This window comes from Gorillibacterium sp. CAU 1737, from assembly GCF_039888655.1.
GTDB lineage: Bacteria > Bacillota > Bacilli > Paenibacillales > NBRC-103111 > Gorillibacterium.
Genome location: NZ_JBDQQO010000003.1, coordinates 391,822 through 410,187, shown reverse-complemented (window position 1 = coordinate 410,187; position 18,366 = coordinate 391,822). Strand labels below are relative to the sequence as shown.

The 18,366-nt window shown below is 57.6% G+C and carries 19 protein-coding genes, 4 tRNA genes and 1 pseudogene; 9 read left to right on the top strand and 15 right to left on the bottom strand.

What is annotated here, in order from left to right:
- Positions 1-162: 162 nt before the first annotated feature.
- The gene (locus AAFN83_RS09245) at positions 163-1,485 is read right to left on the bottom strand and encodes an N-acetylmuramoyl-L-alanine amidase family protein (RefSeq protein WP_347768700.1); all 1,323 of its coding nucleotides are present in this window, start codon (positions 1,483-1,485) and stop codon (positions 163-165) included.
- A 275-nt stretch (positions 1,486-1,760) separates the two neighbouring features.
- On the opposite strand from AAFN83_RS09245, the gene AAFN83_RS09240 reads away from it, so the two are divergent.
- Positions 1,761-2,294: a hypothetical protein gene (locus AAFN83_RS09240; RefSeq protein WP_347768699.1), complete on the top strand. Its 534-nt coding sequence runs from the start codon at positions 1,761-1,763 to the stop codon at positions 2,292-2,294.
- Complete coding sequence (gene map, locus AAFN83_RS09235) at positions 2,291-3,037, top strand: type I methionyl aminopeptidase (RefSeq protein WP_347768698.1); 747 nt, start codon at positions 2,291-2,293, stop codon at positions 3,035-3,037. Before AAFN83_RS09240 ends, map begins: the two co-directional genes overlap by 4 nt.
- Before the next feature lie 142 nt (positions 3,038-3,179).
- On the opposite strand, the gene AAFN83_RS09230 is transcribed toward map, so the two are convergent.
- The 3 genes from AAFN83_RS09230 to AAFN83_RS09220 all read right to left on the bottom strand — a co-directional run bounded on the left by AAFN83_RS09230 (position 3,180) and on the right by AAFN83_RS09220 (position 5,893).
- A complete protein-coding gene (locus AAFN83_RS09230) occupies positions 3,180-3,953 on the bottom strand; it encodes an endonuclease/exonuclease/phosphatase family protein (RefSeq protein ID WP_347768697.1) in 774 nt (257 codons plus the stop codon).
- 195 nt (positions 3,954-4,148) lie between these two features.
- A complete protein-coding gene (locus AAFN83_RS09225) occupies positions 4,149-4,649 on the bottom strand; it encodes a YhjD family protein (RefSeq protein ID WP_347768696.1) in 501 nt (166 codons plus the stop codon).
- Positions 4,646-5,893: a DNA polymerase IV gene (locus AAFN83_RS09220; RefSeq protein ID WP_347768695.1), complete on the bottom strand. Its 1,248-nt coding sequence runs from the start codon at positions 5,891-5,893 to the stop codon at positions 4,646-4,648. The genes AAFN83_RS09225 and AAFN83_RS09220 overlap by 4 nt, the downstream gene beginning before the upstream one ends.
- A 136-nt stretch (positions 5,894-6,029) precedes the next feature.
- Here AAFN83_RS09220 and AAFN83_RS09215 point away from each other — a divergent pair, with 136 nt between their 5' ends.
- Both AAFN83_RS09215 and AAFN83_RS09210 read left to right on the top strand, forming a co-directional pair.
- Positions 6,030-6,704, top strand: a complete 675-nt coding sequence (locus tag AAFN83_RS09215) for an SOS response-associated peptidase (protein ID WP_347768694.1) — start codon at positions 6,030-6,032, stop codon at positions 6,702-6,704.
- Positions 6,705-6,748: 44 nt separating this feature from the next.
- Positions 6,749-7,060 (top strand): hypothetical protein, encoded by a 312-nt coding sequence (locus tag AAFN83_RS09210; protein WP_347768693.1) that lies wholly within the window; start codon positions 6,749-6,751, stop codon positions 7,058-7,060.
- Positions 7,061-7,183: 123 nt separating this feature from the next.
- Here AAFN83_RS09210 and AAFN83_RS09205 read toward each other — a convergent pair whose 3' ends face one another.
- Entirely contained in the window at positions 7,184-7,801 is a 618-nt protein-coding gene (locus AAFN83_RS09205; RefSeq protein ID WP_347768692.1) for a DNA-3-methyladenine glycosylase family protein, read from the bottom strand.
- Between the two features lie 178 nt (positions 7,802-7,979).
- Between AAFN83_RS09205 and AAFN83_RS09200 the strand changes: the two are divergent.
- The 3 genes and pseudogenes from AAFN83_RS09200 (at position 7,980) to AAFN83_RS09190 (ending at position 9,842) form a co-directional block, all read left to right on the top strand.
- Positions 7,980-8,602 (top strand): annotated as a pseudogene (locus AAFN83_RS09200) (bifunctional transcriptional activator/DNA repair enzyme AdaA).
- Between the two features lie 15 nt (positions 8,603-8,617).
- Entirely contained in the window at positions 8,618-9,175 is a 558-nt protein-coding gene (locus AAFN83_RS09195; RefSeq protein ID WP_347768691.1) for a methylated-DNA--[protein]-cysteine S-methyltransferase, read from the top strand.
- A complete protein-coding gene (locus AAFN83_RS09190) occupies positions 9,162-9,842 on the top strand; it encodes a hypothetical protein (protein ID WP_347768690.1) in 681 nt (226 codons plus the stop codon). Before AAFN83_RS09195 ends, AAFN83_RS09190 begins: the two co-directional genes overlap by 14 nt.
- A 144-nt stretch (positions 9,843-9,986) precedes the next feature.
- On the opposite strand, the gene AAFN83_RS09185 is transcribed toward AAFN83_RS09190, so the two are convergent.
- The 5 genes from AAFN83_RS09185 to AAFN83_RS09165 all read right to left on the bottom strand — a co-directional run bounded on the left by AAFN83_RS09185 (position 9,987) and on the right by AAFN83_RS09165 (position 11,090).
- A tRNA-Leu gene (locus AAFN83_RS09185) sits at positions 9,987-10,069 on the bottom strand.
- A gap of 47 nt (positions 10,070-10,116) precedes the next feature.
- A tRNA-Glu gene (locus tag AAFN83_RS09180) sits at positions 10,117-10,191 on the bottom strand.
- Between the two features lie 197 nt (positions 10,192-10,388).
- A tRNA-Ser gene (locus AAFN83_RS09175) sits at positions 10,389-10,477 on the bottom strand.
- A gap of 5 nt (positions 10,478-10,482) precedes the next feature.
- Positions 10,483-10,558: transfer RNA gene (locus tag AAFN83_RS09170), tRNA-Asn, on the bottom strand.
- Positions 10,559-10,580: 22 nt separating this feature from the next.
- Positions 10,581-11,090, bottom strand: coding sequence for a SprT family protein (locus AAFN83_RS09165; RefSeq protein ID WP_347768689.1), 510 nt, complete (start codon positions 11,088-11,090; stop codon positions 10,581-10,583).
- A gap of 144 nt (positions 11,091-11,234) precedes the next feature.
- Between AAFN83_RS09165 and AAFN83_RS09160 the strand changes: the two genes are divergently transcribed.
- Together AAFN83_RS09160 and cmpA are read left to right on the top strand one after the other, a co-directional pair.
- The gene (locus AAFN83_RS09160) at positions 11,235-11,588 is read left to right on the top strand and encodes a hydrolase/acyltransferase (protein ID WP_347768688.1); all 354 of its coding nucleotides are present in this window, start codon (positions 11,235-11,237) and stop codon (positions 11,586-11,588) included.
- A gap of 115 nt (positions 11,589-11,703) precedes the next feature.
- Positions 11,704-11,856, top strand: coding sequence for a cortex morphogenetic protein CmpA (gene cmpA / locus AAFN83_RS09155; protein ID WP_347768687.1), 153 nt, complete (start codon positions 11,704-11,706; stop codon positions 11,854-11,856).
- A 206-nt stretch (positions 11,857-12,062) separates the two neighbouring features.
- Here cmpA and AAFN83_RS09150 read toward each other — a convergent pair whose 3' ends face one another.
- The 5 genes from AAFN83_RS09150 to AAFN83_RS09130 form a co-directional block, all read right to left on the bottom strand.
- Positions 12,063-14,297, bottom strand: a complete 2,235-nt coding sequence (locus AAFN83_RS09150; RefSeq protein ID WP_347768686.1) for a Tex family protein — start codon at positions 14,295-14,297, stop codon at positions 12,063-12,065.
- 146 nt (positions 14,298-14,443) lie between these two features.
- Positions 14,444-14,794 (bottom strand): type II toxin-antitoxin system PemK/MazF family toxin, encoded by a 351-nt coding sequence (locus AAFN83_RS09145; protein ID WP_347768685.1) that lies wholly within the window; start codon positions 14,792-14,794, stop codon positions 14,444-14,446.
- 2 nt (positions 14,795-14,796) lie between these two features.
- Positions 14,797-15,099: a CopG family ribbon-helix-helix protein gene (locus tag AAFN83_RS09140; RefSeq protein ID WP_347768809.1), complete on the bottom strand. Its 303-nt coding sequence runs from the start codon at positions 15,097-15,099 to the stop codon at positions 14,797-14,799.
- Between the two features lie 349 nt (positions 15,100-15,448).
- The gene (alr, locus tag AAFN83_RS09135) at positions 15,449-16,636 is read right to left on the bottom strand and encodes an alanine racemase (protein ID WP_347768684.1); all 1,188 of its coding nucleotides are present in this window, start codon (positions 16,634-16,636) and stop codon (positions 15,449-15,451) included.
- A 353-nt stretch (positions 16,637-16,989) separates the two neighbouring features.
- On the bottom strand, positions 16,990-18,312 hold the full coding sequence (locus tag AAFN83_RS09130) for a DUF4367 domain-containing protein (protein WP_347768683.1): 1,323 nt from the start codon (positions 18,310-18,312) through the stop codon (positions 16,990-16,992).
- Positions 18,313-18,366: the final 54 nt, after the last annotated feature.

Sequence of the window (18,366 nt, the reverse complement as noted above, 5' to 3'; positions counted from 1 at the left end):
TCCTTCCTAACGAAGAAAAGCCACCAAACTCGCTTTCATGCGAAGTTGGTGGCTTTTTCGTCCGTTAGGGAAGGAAACGGAACCTATGAATGAAGGCGAAGAGCGCGTTTGCGATCTCGACTTTCGGTCGAATTCGTCGGCGGTTTTTCCAAAGGCTTCTTTTTACAGGCCGAGGTAAACCTTGATGCCTTTGACGATAGCGGTAGCTACTTTATCCTGGAAGGAATTCGTAAACATGAGGGCTTCCTCTTGCTTGTTGGACAGGTAGCCGATTTCGAGCAGCACCCCGGGCATGTCCGTCTTGCGAATGACACGGAAGTCCTCCCGCCGCACCTTATCGTCGCGGAAGCCGGTGGCCGCCACGACATACTTGTGCAGGGTGTCCGCGAGCGCCTTGCTGTAGCTGTTGTAATAGTACGTCTGGGTACCATTGGAGGTCGGGGCAAAGTTATTGCCGTGAATTGATACGAAGACGTCCGCACCAAGCTGGTTCGCAAAAGCCGCACGATTGTCCAGCGTGACGAATGTATCCGTGGAGCGCGTCAAGTAAGCGTCGATCTCCTTCTCCTTGTCGAGCAAAGCCTTCACCTTCAAGGCCATGGACAGGTTAAAGGTTTTCTCGCTCTTGCCGGTGAGTGAGATCGCGCCGGGATCGGTGCCTCCGTGACCGGCGTCGATGACCACCTTGCGCTTGCCGCTCGCCGGTTTCTTGAGCGTAAGCGTCAGCTTGCTCACTGTAGGACGGCTGATCTCATACGAAGCCTGCCCGTTCGTTTCGAGCACGATGCGGACCGTTGAGGTGGCAGGATCGTTCACGGCGTAGCGAATTTGCGAGACTAGCGGATTGCTCGATGCTACCGTCTGGGAGAGAGTCTCACCCAGGCGAGGAAGGCCGCCGCCAACCACTGCATTCGGAACATCAATGACAATTCGGTTCGGGTCCGTGAGGGCGAATACATTCGCCTCCAGCTTGCTCCCCGCTTGAAGCGTAACGCTGGTTGCCGTGGACGTGATCGACCACAGCTCCGTGAGGCCGTTCATCGATTCCATGACATCGGGGGTCTTCAGGTAGACGGCATTCGCGCTTCCATCCCACTGAACCGTAAAATCGAAGAGATTAGCGATAAAGCGGACCGGAAGCATGGTGGTTCCCGACTTGACGATGGGGGCTGCGGGAAGCGTCACTTCCACTCCGTTCACATAGCCCAGGGTCGAATTCTCGAACACCTCGATCTTCTGCTCATCGCGAATCACGGTCATCTTGTGGGCTGCATTGTCCCAGCTTACGGTCGCTCCGAATTGCTCGGAGATCACGCGAGCCGGTACGAGGGTGGTGCTTCCGGACAGGTAAGGCGGAACTGCAGACTCCAGCTTCACCTCGTTCAGGTACAACCGGATGGACGAATCCGCCGCGGCATGGGTCATGGTGGGCAACAGAAACAACAGGACTGCGAGCGACAGAAAAGACCAAAACCGTTTTTTCATCTTCACCTCTACCAATCTTTAAGTCTTGTCTAGTTGACGATAACGTTAGACTCGTCTACCTTGGAAAAGTTTCTCGGATTTGCCCACATTTTTTCGAAAATTCTGTTTCCTCGTTTGGGTCGATGCCCATTCTTCCCTTGAATAAGCCGGTTTGCATTCTTCTCTCCCCTCTTTTTTCGGACCCGATTGCTCTTTGCTCGCAAATCTGATATAAATGGATTGAATCACTTAATCCATTTAATTCAACATTCCCTTTTATAAGGAGCGCCCTCTCAATGAGCCCTACTTTGTCGCGGGAAAATTATTTTCTGACCGTGATCAATCAGATTGAAGAGCATACGGTGGAAGCAGGCAGTCTGGAAGAGGAGCTGCAGCAGCTTTTGCTGGACCTCGCCCGCCTTGTGCAAGCCAATCAGAGCTTTAGCGAAGCCGTGCTCGAGCGAATCAATTCCTCCTTCGAACGCTATCCCGCCGTTCATCTGAAGATTAAGTCCATTCCGCAAGAGGAGCCGGCTATTCCCGAACCCGATTCCACGAAAAAACCTGCTCCTGGAGTACGGCCGTCCCTCCTGCTCTACACCCAGTTTGTGGACGGTCCCGACCAGCTCAAGCGAATGTATATGGAGGCCCTGATCAGCTTGCTGGAAGCGCTCGAGCGAAAGCCGATCGACCTGCAGACCTGCACGCAGTGCGGAAGCTGGTTTATTCCGTACGAGCGGGCTTCGGTTACCCGGTTTTGCAGCACGAAATGCCGCAATCGTTACCATTACCTGCTGGGAAAAACAAATCGACAGGAGGCCACGTCATGATCATCCTGAAGACCGATGACGAGCTCAAGCAGATGCGGGAGGCCGGCCGGATCGTTGCGGAATGCCATGCCTTGCTGGCCAAAGCCGTCAAACCCGGCGTCACCACCATGAAGCTGGATCAGCTCGTGGAGGAGAAAATTCGCTCGCGGGGAGCCACGCCCAGCTTCAAGGGGCATCATGGGTTTCCCGCCTCGATCTGCGTAGCCCGAAATGATGTGATCTGCCACAGCTTCCCGGATTCCACCCCGCTGCTTGAAGGCGATGTGGTCACCCTGGACGTGGGAGCCCACTACAAGGGCTTTCATGGGGATTCCGGCTGGACCTACGCCGTTGGCGAGGTTTCAACTAAGCTTCGGAAGCTGATGGAGGTGTGCCACCAGAGCCTGCTGCTGGGGATTGAGCAGGCGCGGGAAGGCAATCGGGTCGGAGATATCGGCCACGCCATCGATACGAATGCCAAACGGCACGGATATGGGAACGTGCGAGACTTCACCGGCCACGGAGTAGGAAGAGAGCTCTGGGAAGAGCCGACCGTTCCCAACTACGGCCTCAAGGGGAAAGGAACGCGCCTGAAAAACGGCATGACCATCGCCATTGAACCCATGTTCACGCTCGGCGACTGGCGGGCGGTTTTCGACAGCGACGGCTGGACCGCGCGCACGCTGGACGGCTCCATCTGCGTCCAATACGAGCACACCATCGCCATAACGGAGAATGGACCGCAGCTTCTCACGGTTTTATGAATGTCAGCCCGAGACCATTCGAATCAAAACGGGAGCAAGGAGGACATGACGTCCCTCTTGCTCCCGTTTTGGCTTTCGGTGAAAGCTGTAAAAGCAAATGGCTCCGTATGGAAAAGAAGCAAGCGGGGGTTCCCGTCTGCTCTTATAGAGTTGACTCTATGTTTTCGAAGTCGAGCTCCGCATAAACCCCGTAATGGTCGCTTGCACAATAACCCGTAACGGGAGAGATCTCCGTTCCAAACAAGCCAAAGGCCATCAGCTTAGGGGTGGGCTTCGGATAGGTTTCCTTGAGAAGAATCCAGTCGATCCTCGTTCCGGCGCTTTCCTGGTATCCGTTCCCTTTCCAGCGGGGATTGGAGGAGAGATCCAGGGTTGCCTTCGGCTCCACCCCGGTCCGATCCCGATACACAATCGCGAGATCGTCCCAAACCGGCGCCGCTTCCTCCCCATAAAGGCTTTGCTTACCGAACAGGAAGCTTTGCACGCTGCTTCCCTCCACACAATTGAAATCCCCGCAAAAGAGAGAGTAGTCTGCCCTGGATTGCTTGTTTTCCTGAACCAATGCCATGACTTGTCTTTCACGGCTTAGCACGCTGTCCCATGGCAAATGAACATTCATCACTTCCAGCGTATAGCCTCCAACCTGAACCGTCCCGATCAAGGCTTCGCCAAAGCGGTGCGTGGACACGAAGGGAAGCTTGCTCAGAATGGCCAATTCGCAGGTACTGCTGGGCTTATAGTAGGAATAGAAGGGGAACCCCCCTTTTTCCGAGATCCATCGGCAATGTTCTTCGTTCGGCACATCTTGCAGACACAATAGGTCTGCCTGTTGCTTTCGGATCTCTTCATGAATTTGATCGAGCCGTCCCGGCCATCCGCGTTTATCATTCCAGATGTTGTAGGTGACGATTTTCATTTTCGTTCCCCTTCCATGCTCAAAGTGATGGAATCCGCGACTTCACCACCCTCAATCTCACTAAGCCAGCTTCTTCCGTTTCCCTCTCATTCTGCCAAATGAACCTTTCCAGAGGCAATGGAGTGAACCGTTTCATAAAAAGTCTCCAAGCCCTCCTGAATGATCTGCCCCCCCCCTTGCTTCCCAGCCAGCCGACTAGCCGCCGCTCCGCGTCGCCCCGAGCGGTTCCCGGGTTTTCTTGAGCAGGCCGAGCAGTTGCGACACGTATTGCCCCAGCATGATGCTGAGCTGCGCCTTCATCACCTCGCGCACGATCCCGAAGCGGTCCTCATAGCCGCGACACACATAATGGTAATAATGAATCATGTCCGTCTGCTCCTCGCCGACGACCTTGATCGCCCGGAGGGAGAGCTCCCTCTTCACCGCTTGAAGGTCGCGTCCAATCTCGTCGAGAAGCACTTGGGTCGAAGCGAGGTAAAGCTTCTTCAAGGTCATCGTCGAATGCTCAATCTCCTGGCGGTTCCGTTCCACCAGGGTGACGAGGTGCGGCAGCAGGATGAAATTGCGGAGCATCTGCAGCTCCTCCGACTCCGGGGGACCGCTCCGCTTGCGGTCCTTGCGGTGCTCATATTGTTCCTGGTGTTCGGTGAGCAACATCTTGGAATTCCACCTTTCGTTGCCGTCGAGTTTGCTCATTTGTAATGCCCTCCGATCTGTTCTGCGCGCTCCCGCGCTACCCCTGAAGCCAGCAGCGACGATGCCCGCAGCAGGGCCGCACTGCCGTATCGATCCTGAATGCGGTCGATGGCCCGCTCGCGCCGGTAATCCCTTGCGCGATCCTCGAACAGGGTGAGCTGCATCACGTTGTCCGGGACGAGGGAGTCGAGCGAGACAAACAGGCGGCTCACCGGCGCACCGCTCCAATGCTTCGCGAACAAGGGCAGCACCGCCGCGGCCATCTCGTGCGAGAGAGAGGTCGGCTCGGGCAGGGTCGTCTGGCGCCCGAAACCCCAGGTGCGGGTGCCGTCGGTCTCGACCGCGCCGACCGAAACGACGCGCCCCATGTAGCCACGGCGGCGGGCACGGCGACTCACCTCCGCGATGAGCTCCAGCAGCACGACCTGAATGTCCGCCAGTTCGCCGTACAGGCTGCTGCGCAAAGCCTTCCCGTGGCTGATTGACTTCAGCTCCTTGCGGATGCTGGGTTCAACCGGACTCGGGTCGATGCCGCTCGCGATCTGCCAGTAGTAGTCGGCCTGGATATCGCTCTGCTTGCCCATCTCCCGCCGCATTCGCCGGCGAAAATCCATCTGCTCGAGCCGGGCAATGTCACCGATCTGCGTCAGTCCCATCCGATGAAAATGCCGAGTCATCGCGTTCGACACCATGAACATTCGGTGAACCGGCAGCGGCCAGAGCGTATTCTCCAGATTCGACGGATGGAGAGAGAAAATCCCCTTCGGTATCTTCTTGGCAAAGTTATCCGTCGCGGTTTTGGCAAGCACCTTGTTCGTGCTGATGCCCACCCGGCACCAAACCCCGGTTGACAGCAGCACGTGCTGCTGAATCTTCGCCGCCAGCGCCTCGGGGCTCTCCGGGCGGCCCGTCACATCTAGAAACTGCTCGTCGATGCTGTACGGCTCGACCCGGTCCGTGAAGGATTCGAAGATCGACGTAATGAAGAGCGAGACCGTGATGTACCACTGCATGCGCGGGCGAATCACGACCAGCTCGGGACACTTGGCCCGCGCTTGGCCGACTCGCTCCGCCGTCGTCACCCCGTACCCCTTGGCGACTGGACAAGCAGCCAGAATAATACCGGACTCGCGCTCCGGATCGCCGATCGCCACCGGACACTCCTCAAGGTCCGGACGCCCCGCCTTCTCAACTGAGGCATAAAAGGACTGCCCGTCGATCAAAAAAATCGTCTTCTCCCGCATGCAACCACCTTCAAATGGGAACATATATTCTTATCCTATTATAAACACGAATGTATGTTCTTATTCAATGGCTATTTTATGGAACTTGCGTGAACCGGATTAGCCGTTATACTGAAGAAAAAAGGAGGGATCGCCCATGTGCGGCCGCTACACCATCACCGTCACCCTGGAGGAGCTGGAAAGCATGTTTCGCCTGGGCCCTCTGGACAATCCGAATTACCGCCCCCGGTATAACGTAGCTCCGGGCCAGATGATCCCGGCCATCCTCGCGCACGAGGGGAAGAACCGCCTCGGGGAGCTGCGCTGGGGCCTTCTGCCCTCCTGGTCGCAAGGGGAACCGTCGGGGCGGCCGCTCATCAACGCCCGCTCGGAGACCGTTCACGACAAGCCCTCCTTTCGCGGGCTCTTCGAGCGCAAGCGCTGCATCATCCCGGCGGACGGCTTTTACGAATGGCAAAAGAACGGCACCGCCCGCAAGCCGTACCGGATCGTCCTGAAGGATCGTTCGCTCTTCTCCATGGCGGCGCTGTACGATACTTGGATCGGCCCCGACGGCCGCAAAGTCTCCACCGCCGTCATCCTGACGACCTCTGCGAACGAGCTGATGGAGCCGATTCATACCCGCATGCCCGTCATCCTCCGCCAGGAGGACGAAGCTCTCTGGCTCGACCGGACGAAGCAGGATTTCGAAGCGCTGAAGGCACTCCTGAAGCCCTTCCATGCGGGGGCGATGCGCGCTTATCCGGTCTCCCCCGCCGTCGGCAGCGTGCAGAACGACACCCCCGAGCTCCTGCGCGAGTTGAGTTCGTGAGAGAAGGGGGCCGAAAAATCCCTACTATATAGGAGGAGAATGAGATGGGGAAAGTGGTTCGACTGGTCGCAACTGTCGCGGTGATCACCGCTCTCTGGTTCGGCATCCTGTTCGGCTATCGGTATGGAGACGGCTCGTTTGATTGGCTGGTAGCCTTCCTCTGGTGGGTCGGCGGGATTGCAGCCAGCTTGCTGCTCTTGGCCTTTTCCACTGCGATCGACTGCCTGGAATCGATCAGCGTGCGCCTCGCTCGGCTGGAGCGGAGCCTTGTTCCAGGGCCTCCCCCTCCCGTCTCGGGCAATACGCGGGCCAAGCTGGACCAGTTGGACGGCTACACGATGGGCGGACCGCAGTGAGACTTGCTCCGTAAGGTTGTCATGCACCTGTCCCGCAGCAAAACAAAGCCGCAGCCCTCGCCACCACTTAAGGCGGGAGGACTGCGGCTTTTTCTCAACTTTTCTCATCGGAGAGGATTGGCTTCATTCTGCAGAAATCGCCCACAAATAAAGGGAGGCCAAGGAGCCACAAGGGGAATACCGACACCGGTATTCATCAAATTGCTCTCGGGTCAGGGACGGCAGGCCGTACAGCCTCATCATTCCACGGCGGATGGCGATGTCCCCCCAACTGACCACATCCCGGCGTTCCAGGGAATGAATCAGCACCATTTCGCCGGTCCATCTTCCAATGCCCTTTAGGGCCGTCAGCCTTTCAATGGCTTCTTCATCAGGCATTTCCTTCAGCTCGTCCAAAGAAAATGTTCCGCACGCAATGACCTGGGCAATCGCATGAAGAGCCTCCGCCTGCTTTCGGGTCATTCCGCAGCGTTGAATGTCCTCGATCGTCTGAGCAGCCAAATTTCCTGGCGTGATCTCCCCGAAACGCTCCTGAATTCGCTCCCAGATCGTATGCGCGGCTTTTACCGATATCCGTTGGCCTACAATGGCGTACAGCAGCGCCGCGAACAGGTCGGGCATGACCACCCGCTCGATTTTTCCGATTCGTGCCATGGCTTCCCCCAATACGGGATCGGCCTTCATCAGATGGTTCATTTCTTCTGAGCTGTATTCGAAAAGCTTGGTCTGGACGGTTCCCACTCGGTTCCCTCCTTTTCTTGAAATCGTCGGCTGTTCGTGTGTCCACATTGGTCTTAATCAATCTCTCTCTGTTGTACCACAAAAATGGCGGCGAGCCATTTCGTTATCTTGCGGTTCCATTGGAAAAGGCGTACAAGGACCGGTTAGGCGGGTTATACTGGGGATGGAGGCGAACCGTATGAAGATGCATACCGAGCAAGCGCAAGAAGACGTTCACCGTCCGGAAGCTTCCGGCGACACGCTCCCCTCAGAACCCCTGACCGAGGAACGATGGCAGGCGATCTGCCGCAATGATGCCGCGTATGACGGTACCTTTTTCTACGCGGTCAGAAGCACGGGCATCTTCTGCCGCCCCTCCTGCAAGTCGAGGCCTCCGAAGCGAGAAAACGTCTGCCTGTTCCGAACCGCCGAGCAAGCCCGAGCCGCCCGCTTCCGCCCATGCAAACGATGCAAACCCACGGGAGAGCGCATGCCGGATGAGGAATGGGTGGCCCTGATCGTGGAGTATGTGAACCGAAACTACATGGAACCGCTGCCTCTGGAGCTTCTCGCCCAGACGACGCACAGCAGCCCGTATCACCTGCATCGCACCTTCAAAAGGGTTAAGGGAATGACTCCAGTCGAGTATATCCAGCAGGTACGAGTAGAGAAGGCCAAGGAGCTTCTGCTGGCCTCCGATAAGCCGATCTCGGAGGTCGGCCTGAGCGTCGGCTTCCCCAGCCCGCCCTACTTCATCACGTTGTTTAAGAAAAAACCGGACAGACGCCGGCCGCCTATCGCCACATCCATCCGAAACCCTGAGGAGGGTCACGCTTTATGAAAACCCAAACGAACACACCGATTTATTGGACGCTCCTCTCGCACGAGGACTGGACCTTGCCCATCGCCGCGACGACGGCCGGTCTCTGCTATGTCGGTTCTCCGCACGCACCTGCGACCGAGCTGACCGATTGGGCCCATGCCCGTTATCCGGGCCGCCGCTTGATGGAAGACGACGAGCATCTGGCTCCTTATCGCCAGGAACTGATCGAATACCTGGAGGGAACGAGACGCGCCTTCACCCTCCCTTTCGATGTGCAAGGCACGCCGTTTCAACAGGACGTATGGAAAGCGCTCTGCGGTATCCCGTACGGCGAAACCACTTCCTATTCGGCCATCGCAGCGCAAATCCAGCGGCCGAAGGCCGTCCGCGCCGTTGGCACCGCCATCGGGGCCAATCCGGTCTTGATGACGATCCCGTGCCATCGCGTGATCGGCAAAGGCGGAGCCCTCACCGGCTATCGCGGGGGGATAACGATGAAGACCCGGCTGCTGGAGCTGGAGCGCCTGGCTTCCGGCACGCGGGGGGAGGGGATTCCTTATGGTAACCTCTAAGAAAATCGAATTGCGTCTGGAGCATGTCTTCCATACCTGTGACACAGAGTTAATTCAATACGGGAAGATGGTAGACAGCATTAACGACTTCACTTACTCCTTCCACGATAATCAGGTCTACGGCCTTTTATCCGAATGCGCGGATGGGGCATGGATCGTTGCGTACATCCTTACAGGCAAGACTCAAATCCACCGAGGGAAGATAACTCTTAACGGGAAAAACCTGTCTCCTACTGACTTACGCAACATCACTTGCTATATTGGTGATTACTCGATCAAAAAATTCCCCAGGAGAAATAAAACGGTCAGGGAACAACTAAAGGAAGCATTACGCTTTCAAGAAGGAGCAACACTCGAATCGATTGTTGAGATGTTTGAACTTAGCGAGAGCCGCCTAGATCGAAGACTCTGGGAAATCAGCAACGAGCGATGGAACGCCACAGCTGCCATCGGGTATGCGAACAACAAAAGAGTCTTCTGCTTTCCTTGGTTTAATGGAAGCTGGACCGCCTTTTTGGCGGGCCGTATCCCTCCCCTAGCCACCGTGTTAAAGCAATCCGGGTGCACGGTTCTTCTCCCTGTTGGTTCATTAGAGCATGTGGAACCTGTGCTGGACACCTGCCTTACCATAAATGACGGCAAAATAAAGAAGAGCATCCGTCCTTAAGAGAACGATGCTCATATGTAGGGCATCTGGAGTTATTCGGCACCTTCAGAACCCGAAAACAATAGCCTCGGCCCCCGCTTGCACATTTCCATGAAAACTATGGAAAAAGGAAAAAAGCCTTGCTGCGCAAGGCTTTTCAGTAAGTGCGGTTGAGAGGACTCGAACCTCCACGGCCTTTCGGCCACTACCCCCTCAAAGTAGCGTGTCTGCCATTCCACCACAACCGCATATTTAAGATTATACTCTGTTTCCGAGGGAAATGCAAGTGTTTATTTGGTGACCCGTAGGGGATTCGAACCCCTGTTACCTCCGTGAAAGGGAGGTGTCTTAACCCCTTGACCAACGGGCCGCATGATGCTTGTTGCTCGCCTTGATTGCCTGCCGCCAAGAGCGACAAGGGTTATTATATAACGCTGTCTGCTCGTTTGGCAAGTCCTTTTTTCAAGTTTTTTCGAACTCCCTTTTCAGGCTGAAAGCAGGCTTCCAAGCGGGCAAAAACCAAGATGAGTCCGGCGCTCATCGCGCCGGACTCATCTATTCTTGAAGCGGAGAGAGAGGGATTCGAACCCTCGCACCGATTGCTCAGTCTAACCCCTTAGCAGAGGGTCCCCTTATAGCCACTTGGGTATCTCTCCAAGACTGGCTCCCCGAACAGGACTCGAACCTGTGACAACTCGATTAACAGTCGAGTGCTCTACCAACTGAGCTATCAGGGAAAATCAAAAGTCAAAACTTATATTAACACGGGGGACGAGGCAAGTCAAGCGCTTCCAGACGAAGCCTTCCCCGACATCGACCGCATCGGTAGCGAGTCGGATCGACACGACGCTTGCGCAGATATTCCATGCCGCACGCTGCACAGGAGAGTCGATACCGATACGGCTCCGGCTTTCGCGCTTTGGGAAGCGAGCTGCAATACCGCGTGCCGCCGACGGCTTTCAGCAGCGTCTTGAAGTCGGCGTCACGGTGACGATAGCCTCGTTTGCCCAGGTGCAAGTGATAATGACACAGCTCGTGCTTGATGATCCCGTCAAGCTCTTCTAACCCAAAAGCAGCAACATGACGGCTGCTGATCTCGATATCATGGCTTTTCGTAAAATACCGCCCGCCTGTGGTGCGGAGCCGGCTGTTGAAGCGCGCCTTATGCCGGAACGGTTTGCCGAAGCTGGCGAGGGAGATGGTTTCAATCCGCTCTTGCAGCTGTTCATCGGTGAGGCATGAGCTCTGCTGTTCGCTGCTTTGTGACATCCCCGGCTTCCCCCTCTCTCTTCTCTTCATCTGACTTGGCTTTCCCCGGGTGGCGCGAAGATAACGCCAGCTTGTCCTCTCTTGAATTTTTACCGTAACGTGCGCTACACTGTCAAGAGAACCGCAAGAGAGGGGAATATCGCCATGTCGTCCGCCCTGCGTTACCTACTGCTGAAGACCGGGGATCAGCTGCATGCTGTGTCCATGCCGGCCAGCCACCTGTATCAATTGACCGCCCTGCTCGGCCGTCTGCACAAAGAGACGGGCAAGCTCACGGCAGAGCCAAAGCCCGTGCTGCCGCTCGCTCTTGCCGAGTGCGACCGCCTCGAGCCGATCGACCGCTCCCTCTCCATCGAGGAAGGCCTTGCTTACATCAACAAGCTCGAACACGAATTCGCGGCGCTCCCGGAGCGCGCCTATCCGCTCGTTTCCCTTCTTACCGAAATTCGCGCCCTTCAGGCTCAATTGGAACAATGGTACGAGGAAGAAGGCGCTTAAACGAGCGTTAAAGCCGCAAGCATAGTCCGCCGCTTCCCGACTCTTGGGCAGCACCTTCCGCCCGGATGCTTCATATCATGGAGCAGACCGAACACGTCGAAGGGGGCGGACGCGAATGCCGCAATGGTTAAGCAATCAATTGATGCGGGCCTTCCAGACCAAGAACGTACGAAAGATCAAGCTTCTGAACGACTGCTGGTATTTCTACCGGGTACAGGGCAGCGGGACCGAGGAGCGGACGCCGAACACGCCGAACCAGAACCGCTGAGCGTATAGCCAAGCGGAGGAAAGGCAAGTCAAAGCAGGCAAGGTAAGGAAAATGCGGCCAGTTCCCGCAGGTAAAATCCCAACCACCTCCTCAGCTAACCGCCGCTACCCGACGTTGTACCTGCTTAAGCGCAACAAGCGACGGCAATGATCAAAAAAAGCGGAGACCCGCCACAAGGCGCGGGTTCTCCGCTTTTTCGCATCCGCTCACTCCGCCTGAGCGGAGGGCTTGCGCATGGTGAGGCTGACGCGTCCCTTCTTCTCATCCACGGACAGTACCCAAACCGTCACGGTGTCACCGACGGACACAACGTCCATCGGATGCTTCACGAAGCGATTGCTGAGCTGCGAGATGTGGACGAGGCCGTCGTTCTTGATGCCGATGTCGACGAAGGCTCCGAAGTCGATCACGTTCCGCACCGTGCCGGTCAGCTCCATGCCGGGGGCAAGATCCGTCAGCTTGAGCACGTCTGTGCGGAAGATCGGGGCCGGCATCTCCTCGCGGGGGTCGCGGCCGGGACGCAGCAGGCTCTCCACGATGTCGCGCAGCGTCGGTACGCCGACCTCGAGCCTCGGTGCCAGCTCCTCCGCCTTGACCACCGCGAGCGCTTCCCGCATGCGCGATGACCCGATATCCCGCTTGGCAAGCCCAAGCTCCGCGAGCAGGCGCTCCACCACCGAATATGATTCGGGGTGGATCGGCGTGCTGTCGAGGGGATCGGCGGCCTCCGGGATGCGCAGGAAGCCCGCGCATTGCTCGAACGCTTTCGCGCCGAGGCGCGGCACCTTCTGCAACTGCTTGCGGCTCCCGAATTTGCCGCCCTCCTCGCGGAACTTGACGATGTTCTTCGCGAGGGTAGCGTTAATTCCCGCAACATAACCCAGCAGCGAGGGAGAGGCGGTATTGACGTCAACCCCGACGTGGTTAACCGCCGATTCCACGACCCCGCCTAGCGATTCCTCCAGCCGCTTCTGCGAAACGTCGTGCTGGTATTGGCCGACGCCGATCGCCTTCGGATCGATCTTGACCAGCTCGGCGAGCGGGTCCTGCATCCGCCGGGCGATAGAGATGGCACTCCGCTCGGCCACGTCGAGCTCAGGGAATTCCTCCTGAGCGAGCTTCGAGGCGGAGTAGACGCTCGCTCCGGCCTCGCTCACGATGCTGTAGGGGACGCGGACTCCCGTCTCCTTCAAGAGATCGGCAACGAACTGCTCCGTCTCCCGGGACGCGGTGCCGTTGCCGATGACGATCAGCTCGATGCCGTAGGCGCGGATCAGCTCCGACACCCGGGCACGCGCCTCGGTAATGCGGTTATGCGGCGGGGTGGGATAGATGACGTCGACCTCAAGCATCTTGCCCGTCTCGTCCACCACCGCCAGCTTGCAGCCCGTGCGGTAGGCGGGATCGAGCCCAAGCACGGCCTTGCCCTTCACCGGCGGCTGCAGGAGCAGGTTGCGCAGGTTACCGGAGAAGATCTTGATCGCCTGCTCCTCGGCCTGCTCCGTAAGCAAACTGCGCACCTCGCGCTCGATCGCCGGGGCAATCAGCCGCTTATAAGCATCCTCCGCGGCGTTGCGCAGAGCGTCCTTAACGACCGATTCGCCATGGATATAGCGGCGGGCTATGTATTCGTGACTCTTGTCGGGGGGGACGTCCAGGCTCACCTTCAACACATCCTCCCGCTCACCGCGATTGATCGCAAGCGTTCGGTGGGGAGGAAGCTTCTTTAGCGGCTCGCTGTAAGCGTAGTACATCTCATAGACGGATTCCTGCCCCTTTTCCTTCGCAGAGGTGGTAAGCACTCCGTTATCTTGGGTATATCGCCGCACCCAAGCGCGAATGGTAGCATCGTCCGCCATCTGCTCGGCGATGATGTCGAGGGCTCCTTGGACGGCATCCGCTGCCGTCGGGACGCCGCCCTCCTCGCCATTCACATACTTCGCCGCTTCTTCCTCCAGTTGCCCGCGCCGCGGCTCCGTCAGAATCCAGTCGGCGAGGCCGCCGAGGCCGCGCTCCCGAGCTACGCTGGCCCGCGTCTTGCGCTTTTGCCGATAGGGACGATAGAGATCCTCGACCTCCTGCAGCTTCGCAGCCTGCCGAATCGCCCCTGCCAGCTCCTCCGTCAGCTTTCCTTGCTCGTCGATGAGACGCAGCACCTCATTCTTGCGATCTTCCAAGCCGCGCAGGTAACCCAGTCGTTCCTCGATGGAGCGCAGCTCATTCTCATCCAGCTCGCCCGTCATCTCCTTGCGGTACCGCGCGATAAACGGAATGGTGTTGCCGTCATCCAACAGCTCCACTGCCGCCTTCACCTTCGTCAGGGGAAGGGCCAGCTCCTGGGCGAGCTGCTTCTGCATCCGCTCCAGCACTCGCTTCTCGTCGTTTACCGACCCCGACGCCTGCCCGGTCGACGTTTCCTTGCCCTCTGTTTGTCCTGCCATCCGAATCGCTCACCCTTCTTGCGCAATTGCCGGAAATCAAAAACGAGGGCTTCCCCTCGTCTTCGTCAGTGGTGGTTCTCTTATGCAGCCTGCAAGGCACGGGATTCTGCGGCATGTTCAGCAAGCCCCGTCGCCCGCAAGCCCTTTCAAAAATCGATGAGTCCGAGGCTCACCATGAGAGCCTCGTCTACCCGTTTCATCATGTCGTCATCCAGGTGCGTAATCTTGTCCTTCAAACGCTGCTTGTCGATGGTGCGAATCTGCTCCAGCAGCACGACCGAATCCCGGTCGAAGCCGTGGGCGGCTGCCTCCACCTCCACATGCGTCGGAAGCTTCGCTTTTTGAATCTGGGCCGTAATGGCCGCAATGATGACCGTCGGACTGAAGCGGTTGCCGATGTCGTTCTGAATGATTAGCACCGGGCGCAACCCTCCTTGCTCCGATCCGACGACGGGGGACAGTTCGGCAAAGAACACATCTCCTCGTTTAACGATCACGGTCACACCCCGCTAACCAAACGGTCCACGGTGCTGCCGGCGGCTTCCTCGGCCTGGAAGGACTCTGCTGCAATCCCGAGGTTGATCTTGGCCATCTCCATATAACCGCGCTGCATCGACTCCCGCAAAAACCGCTTTTTCCGCTCCAGGAGATACAGCTTCATGGCCTGACGAATGAATTCGCTTCGGTTGGAATTCTCCAGCTCCACGATCCCGTCTACCTCTTGCAGCAGTTGATCCGGCAAGCTGATCATGATTCTCTTCGTGGTCACGTTCGACACAGGCTTCGCACCCCCAAAAGACATAGCAATCGACTTGTCACTCCCATCCATGGTAGCATTTCCCTTTTACCAAAGGCAAATCCGTACAAGGATGGTGATAGCATTCCATCTATCAGATATGTTATACCGGATTGCTGCCCAGCGCAAGTATCGATCCTTCATAATCGCTGGGAAAACCATTCAGCCTTCCCTTCATTCCCCAAAAGGAAAACGGCCGATTTTCTCCAGATGCATGCCCAAACCACCCATCCATCCAAAGAAAGTCGGCCGTCATTTTTCCTATCGCGTTCCCCCGTCGAGGTCCCATCTGGGTTCCGATCTGGATTCCTGTCGCACCTTCTATCAACGCTTGCCGCCTCAGGCAGCTGCTCGATCATTCCGGCGTGTGCTGCTCATGCCGCAGGTGATTCAAGATGTGAACCACACGGCCGCCGCTTATATAAATGCGGGGAACACGATGCGAGATCATGCATGTGATTTCATAGTTTATCGTGCCAAGCCGGGAGGCGATCTCCTCCGCAGACACCCTCTCCTCGCCCTGGCCTCCGAGCAGAACCACCTCATCGCCTGGTGCTGCGCCGTCAACATCCGACACCTCCGCCATGCACTGATCCATGCAGATCGTGCCGACAATCGGCACACGGGTTCCTCTTACAAGGGCCTCGGCCTTACCGGTCAGCATCCGCGAGTAGCCGTCCGCATAGCCGATCGGCAGGGTGGCAATGGCCTCCCCTTCGCGTTCGGCATGGTAGCGATGGCCGTAGCTGATACCGGCTCCCGCATGCACCCTTTTCAGATGAACGATCTCGGTTTTGATGCTCATCACCGGTCGAAGCTCAATGCGTTCCTTGCACACTTCCTCTGACGGATACAAGCCGTACATGCCGATGCCAAGCCGCACCATGTTGTACGTCAAGTCCGGCGTATCAATGGCTGCTGCCGTATTGCCCGCATGGATATACGGGAACAAGACCCCTTGCTCGGCAAAAGCATCGACAACCGCCTTGAACCGCTCGTACTGGCCTACGGTCACCGTCTTGTCTTCCTCATCCGCGCAGGCGTAATGCGTGAACAAGCCTTCCACCTTCACGCTGGGAACCGCCATCGTGCGCTTGATGTACGAAACTGCCTGATTCGTCTCCTGAAGCCCGAGCCGGCCCATGCCGGAATCAATCTTAATATGAAGGGACAACTCAGGCGCGTCCGCCGGACGGCACTCCAACGCCTCCAGAAACTCCTCGCTGAAGGCGGTCAGGGTGATGCCTTCCCGTGCGGCAAGCTCAATTCCCTTGACCGGGGTATGCCCCAGCACGAGAATTGGCGCGTCGATACCCGCCAGCCGAAGTTCAATGGCTTCATCCAGGAAGGCGACCGCCAGGTAGCTCACCCCCTGCTGAAGCGCCTCCTGCGCCACCTGAACCGCTCCATGCCCGTAAGCATCCGCTTTGATGACCGCCATGAGCGCGATCGTGTCCGGCAGATAGCGGCGGAACGCTTCGATGTTGTGCCGCAGCGCATCCAGAGAAATTTCTACCCGAGTTGACCGATAAAACGAATCCACAGAGTCCACCTTCTTCTCCAATATGCAAAAAAACACGAGCTGTCGTCCTGATGCGTTGAACGTGTGCCGGCTGCTTCATAACGAACGGGCGGTCATTCAGGCTGACGCCTTCTCACCCGCTGCTGCCAGTCACAAACCGTCTGCATAAGGACAAATAGCGGCCGGGTCACGGCCGCTACGTCTCTCATGTTACCCTCATCGGGTGGCTCTGTCAAACCCCGGATCGGCGCTTATGAATCGGCTTCCGACCCTTCGCTCATCCGTGAAATCGGCCGCTCCCAGTCAGGCAATGCAGCAGGCTGGCCCGCCGGCAAAGAGAGGGAAGCGCAAGTCGAAGGAGTGTACCGCCTTCGTTATTTCTCCGCGCCGCTTTGCAAGCTTTGCGCGATGGATACCATCAGGGAGACCGGAAGATCAGCACTGGACAACCGATACAAGCGGCCGTTGTTCGTCCACGTCAGCGTGCGCTTGTCTTCCCCGGTGAAGGAACCGAGGGTGAAGCCCAGGTCAACGCCCGCGCCGGGCAGAAGCATGACCTCTTGCGCCTTCGGCTCGGATTCGAGCAGCGTGAAGTTGTACGTGCCGGTATAGCGCAGGAGCACGGCAGGATCCTCGCCCAGACTCAGATCGTCCGCACCGGTGAAGGCTACCCCGTCCGGCAGGAACTGCGGCTGGTACACCTCGATACCCTCGCCGACGACGAGCGTGCCTTGCTCGGAGGAGCCCGCTCCCGCCGTTGCCTTATCACCCGTTGCCGGCTTATCGCCAGCTGCCGCCTTTTCGGCATCCGCAGCCTTCGGCTCTCCCGCCGCTGCCGGCTCGGAGCCTTCCGCCTTCGGTTGCCCGCTCACCGGAGCGCTGGCGTCTTCGGCTGCTTTGCCGTCCGGCTTCTGCCCGTTCGCTCCAGCCGCCGCGTCATCCTTCACCGCGCTGGCGTTGGCGGCCTGCTCCACCGTATCCGGCTCCTGCTTCAGGCTGTCAAGCAAGGCTGCTGGGTCGCCCGTTTGAGCGTTGGACGGATCGGCTGCCTTGTCCGCTCCCTTTTTCAAATTGAGGGAGGTGTCAAAGGAGTTATCCGTGAACTTCTCCCCAAAGGAAAAGCCGGTGAAGTCGACGGTTACCAGCGTGGTGTCGTTCGCGTCGCGTACTTCTACGCGCTTCGGCTTGTAATCCTTTTTGTCGAGCCAAATCTTCTGCCGAGCCAGCGTTGTGTTGGCGTAGTTGGCGGCCACGTCGAAGATGAGGTCATCATTTTCCGTGGTGAATTTGCGATCCTTGTCCGTTACGATGCTGCTGACGAGCGACTGATAGAGGTAATACTGCCCTTGGTTTTCCGGCCAATCGCTTTGGAAGCGGAAGCTCTTGTTCAGATGCGGCGTGAGCACAAAGACGCCTTCATCATTGCGCAGCACGATCTGGGTGATGTCCTGCTTCGGATTGGTCAGCGCAATCCGGTAGTAATGGGGATTCTGGTACCAGACGTCCAATTGGTATTCCTGCGGCTGCTGTCCATTTTGCAGCACCATCTTCCCGCTTGTTTTGTAGCTATCCAGCTTGCCCAGCCTTTGCTTCAGATCGTTTACCACCGACCCCGCGTCCTTTTTCCCACCGCATGCGCCAAGCGCAACTGCCAGGCACAAGACGACGAGCGCCGTCATCCACCTCATCCGCCGCATACCATCCATCCTCTCTTCGCATAGGCTTAATCAACTGATACCATGTCTATGAGA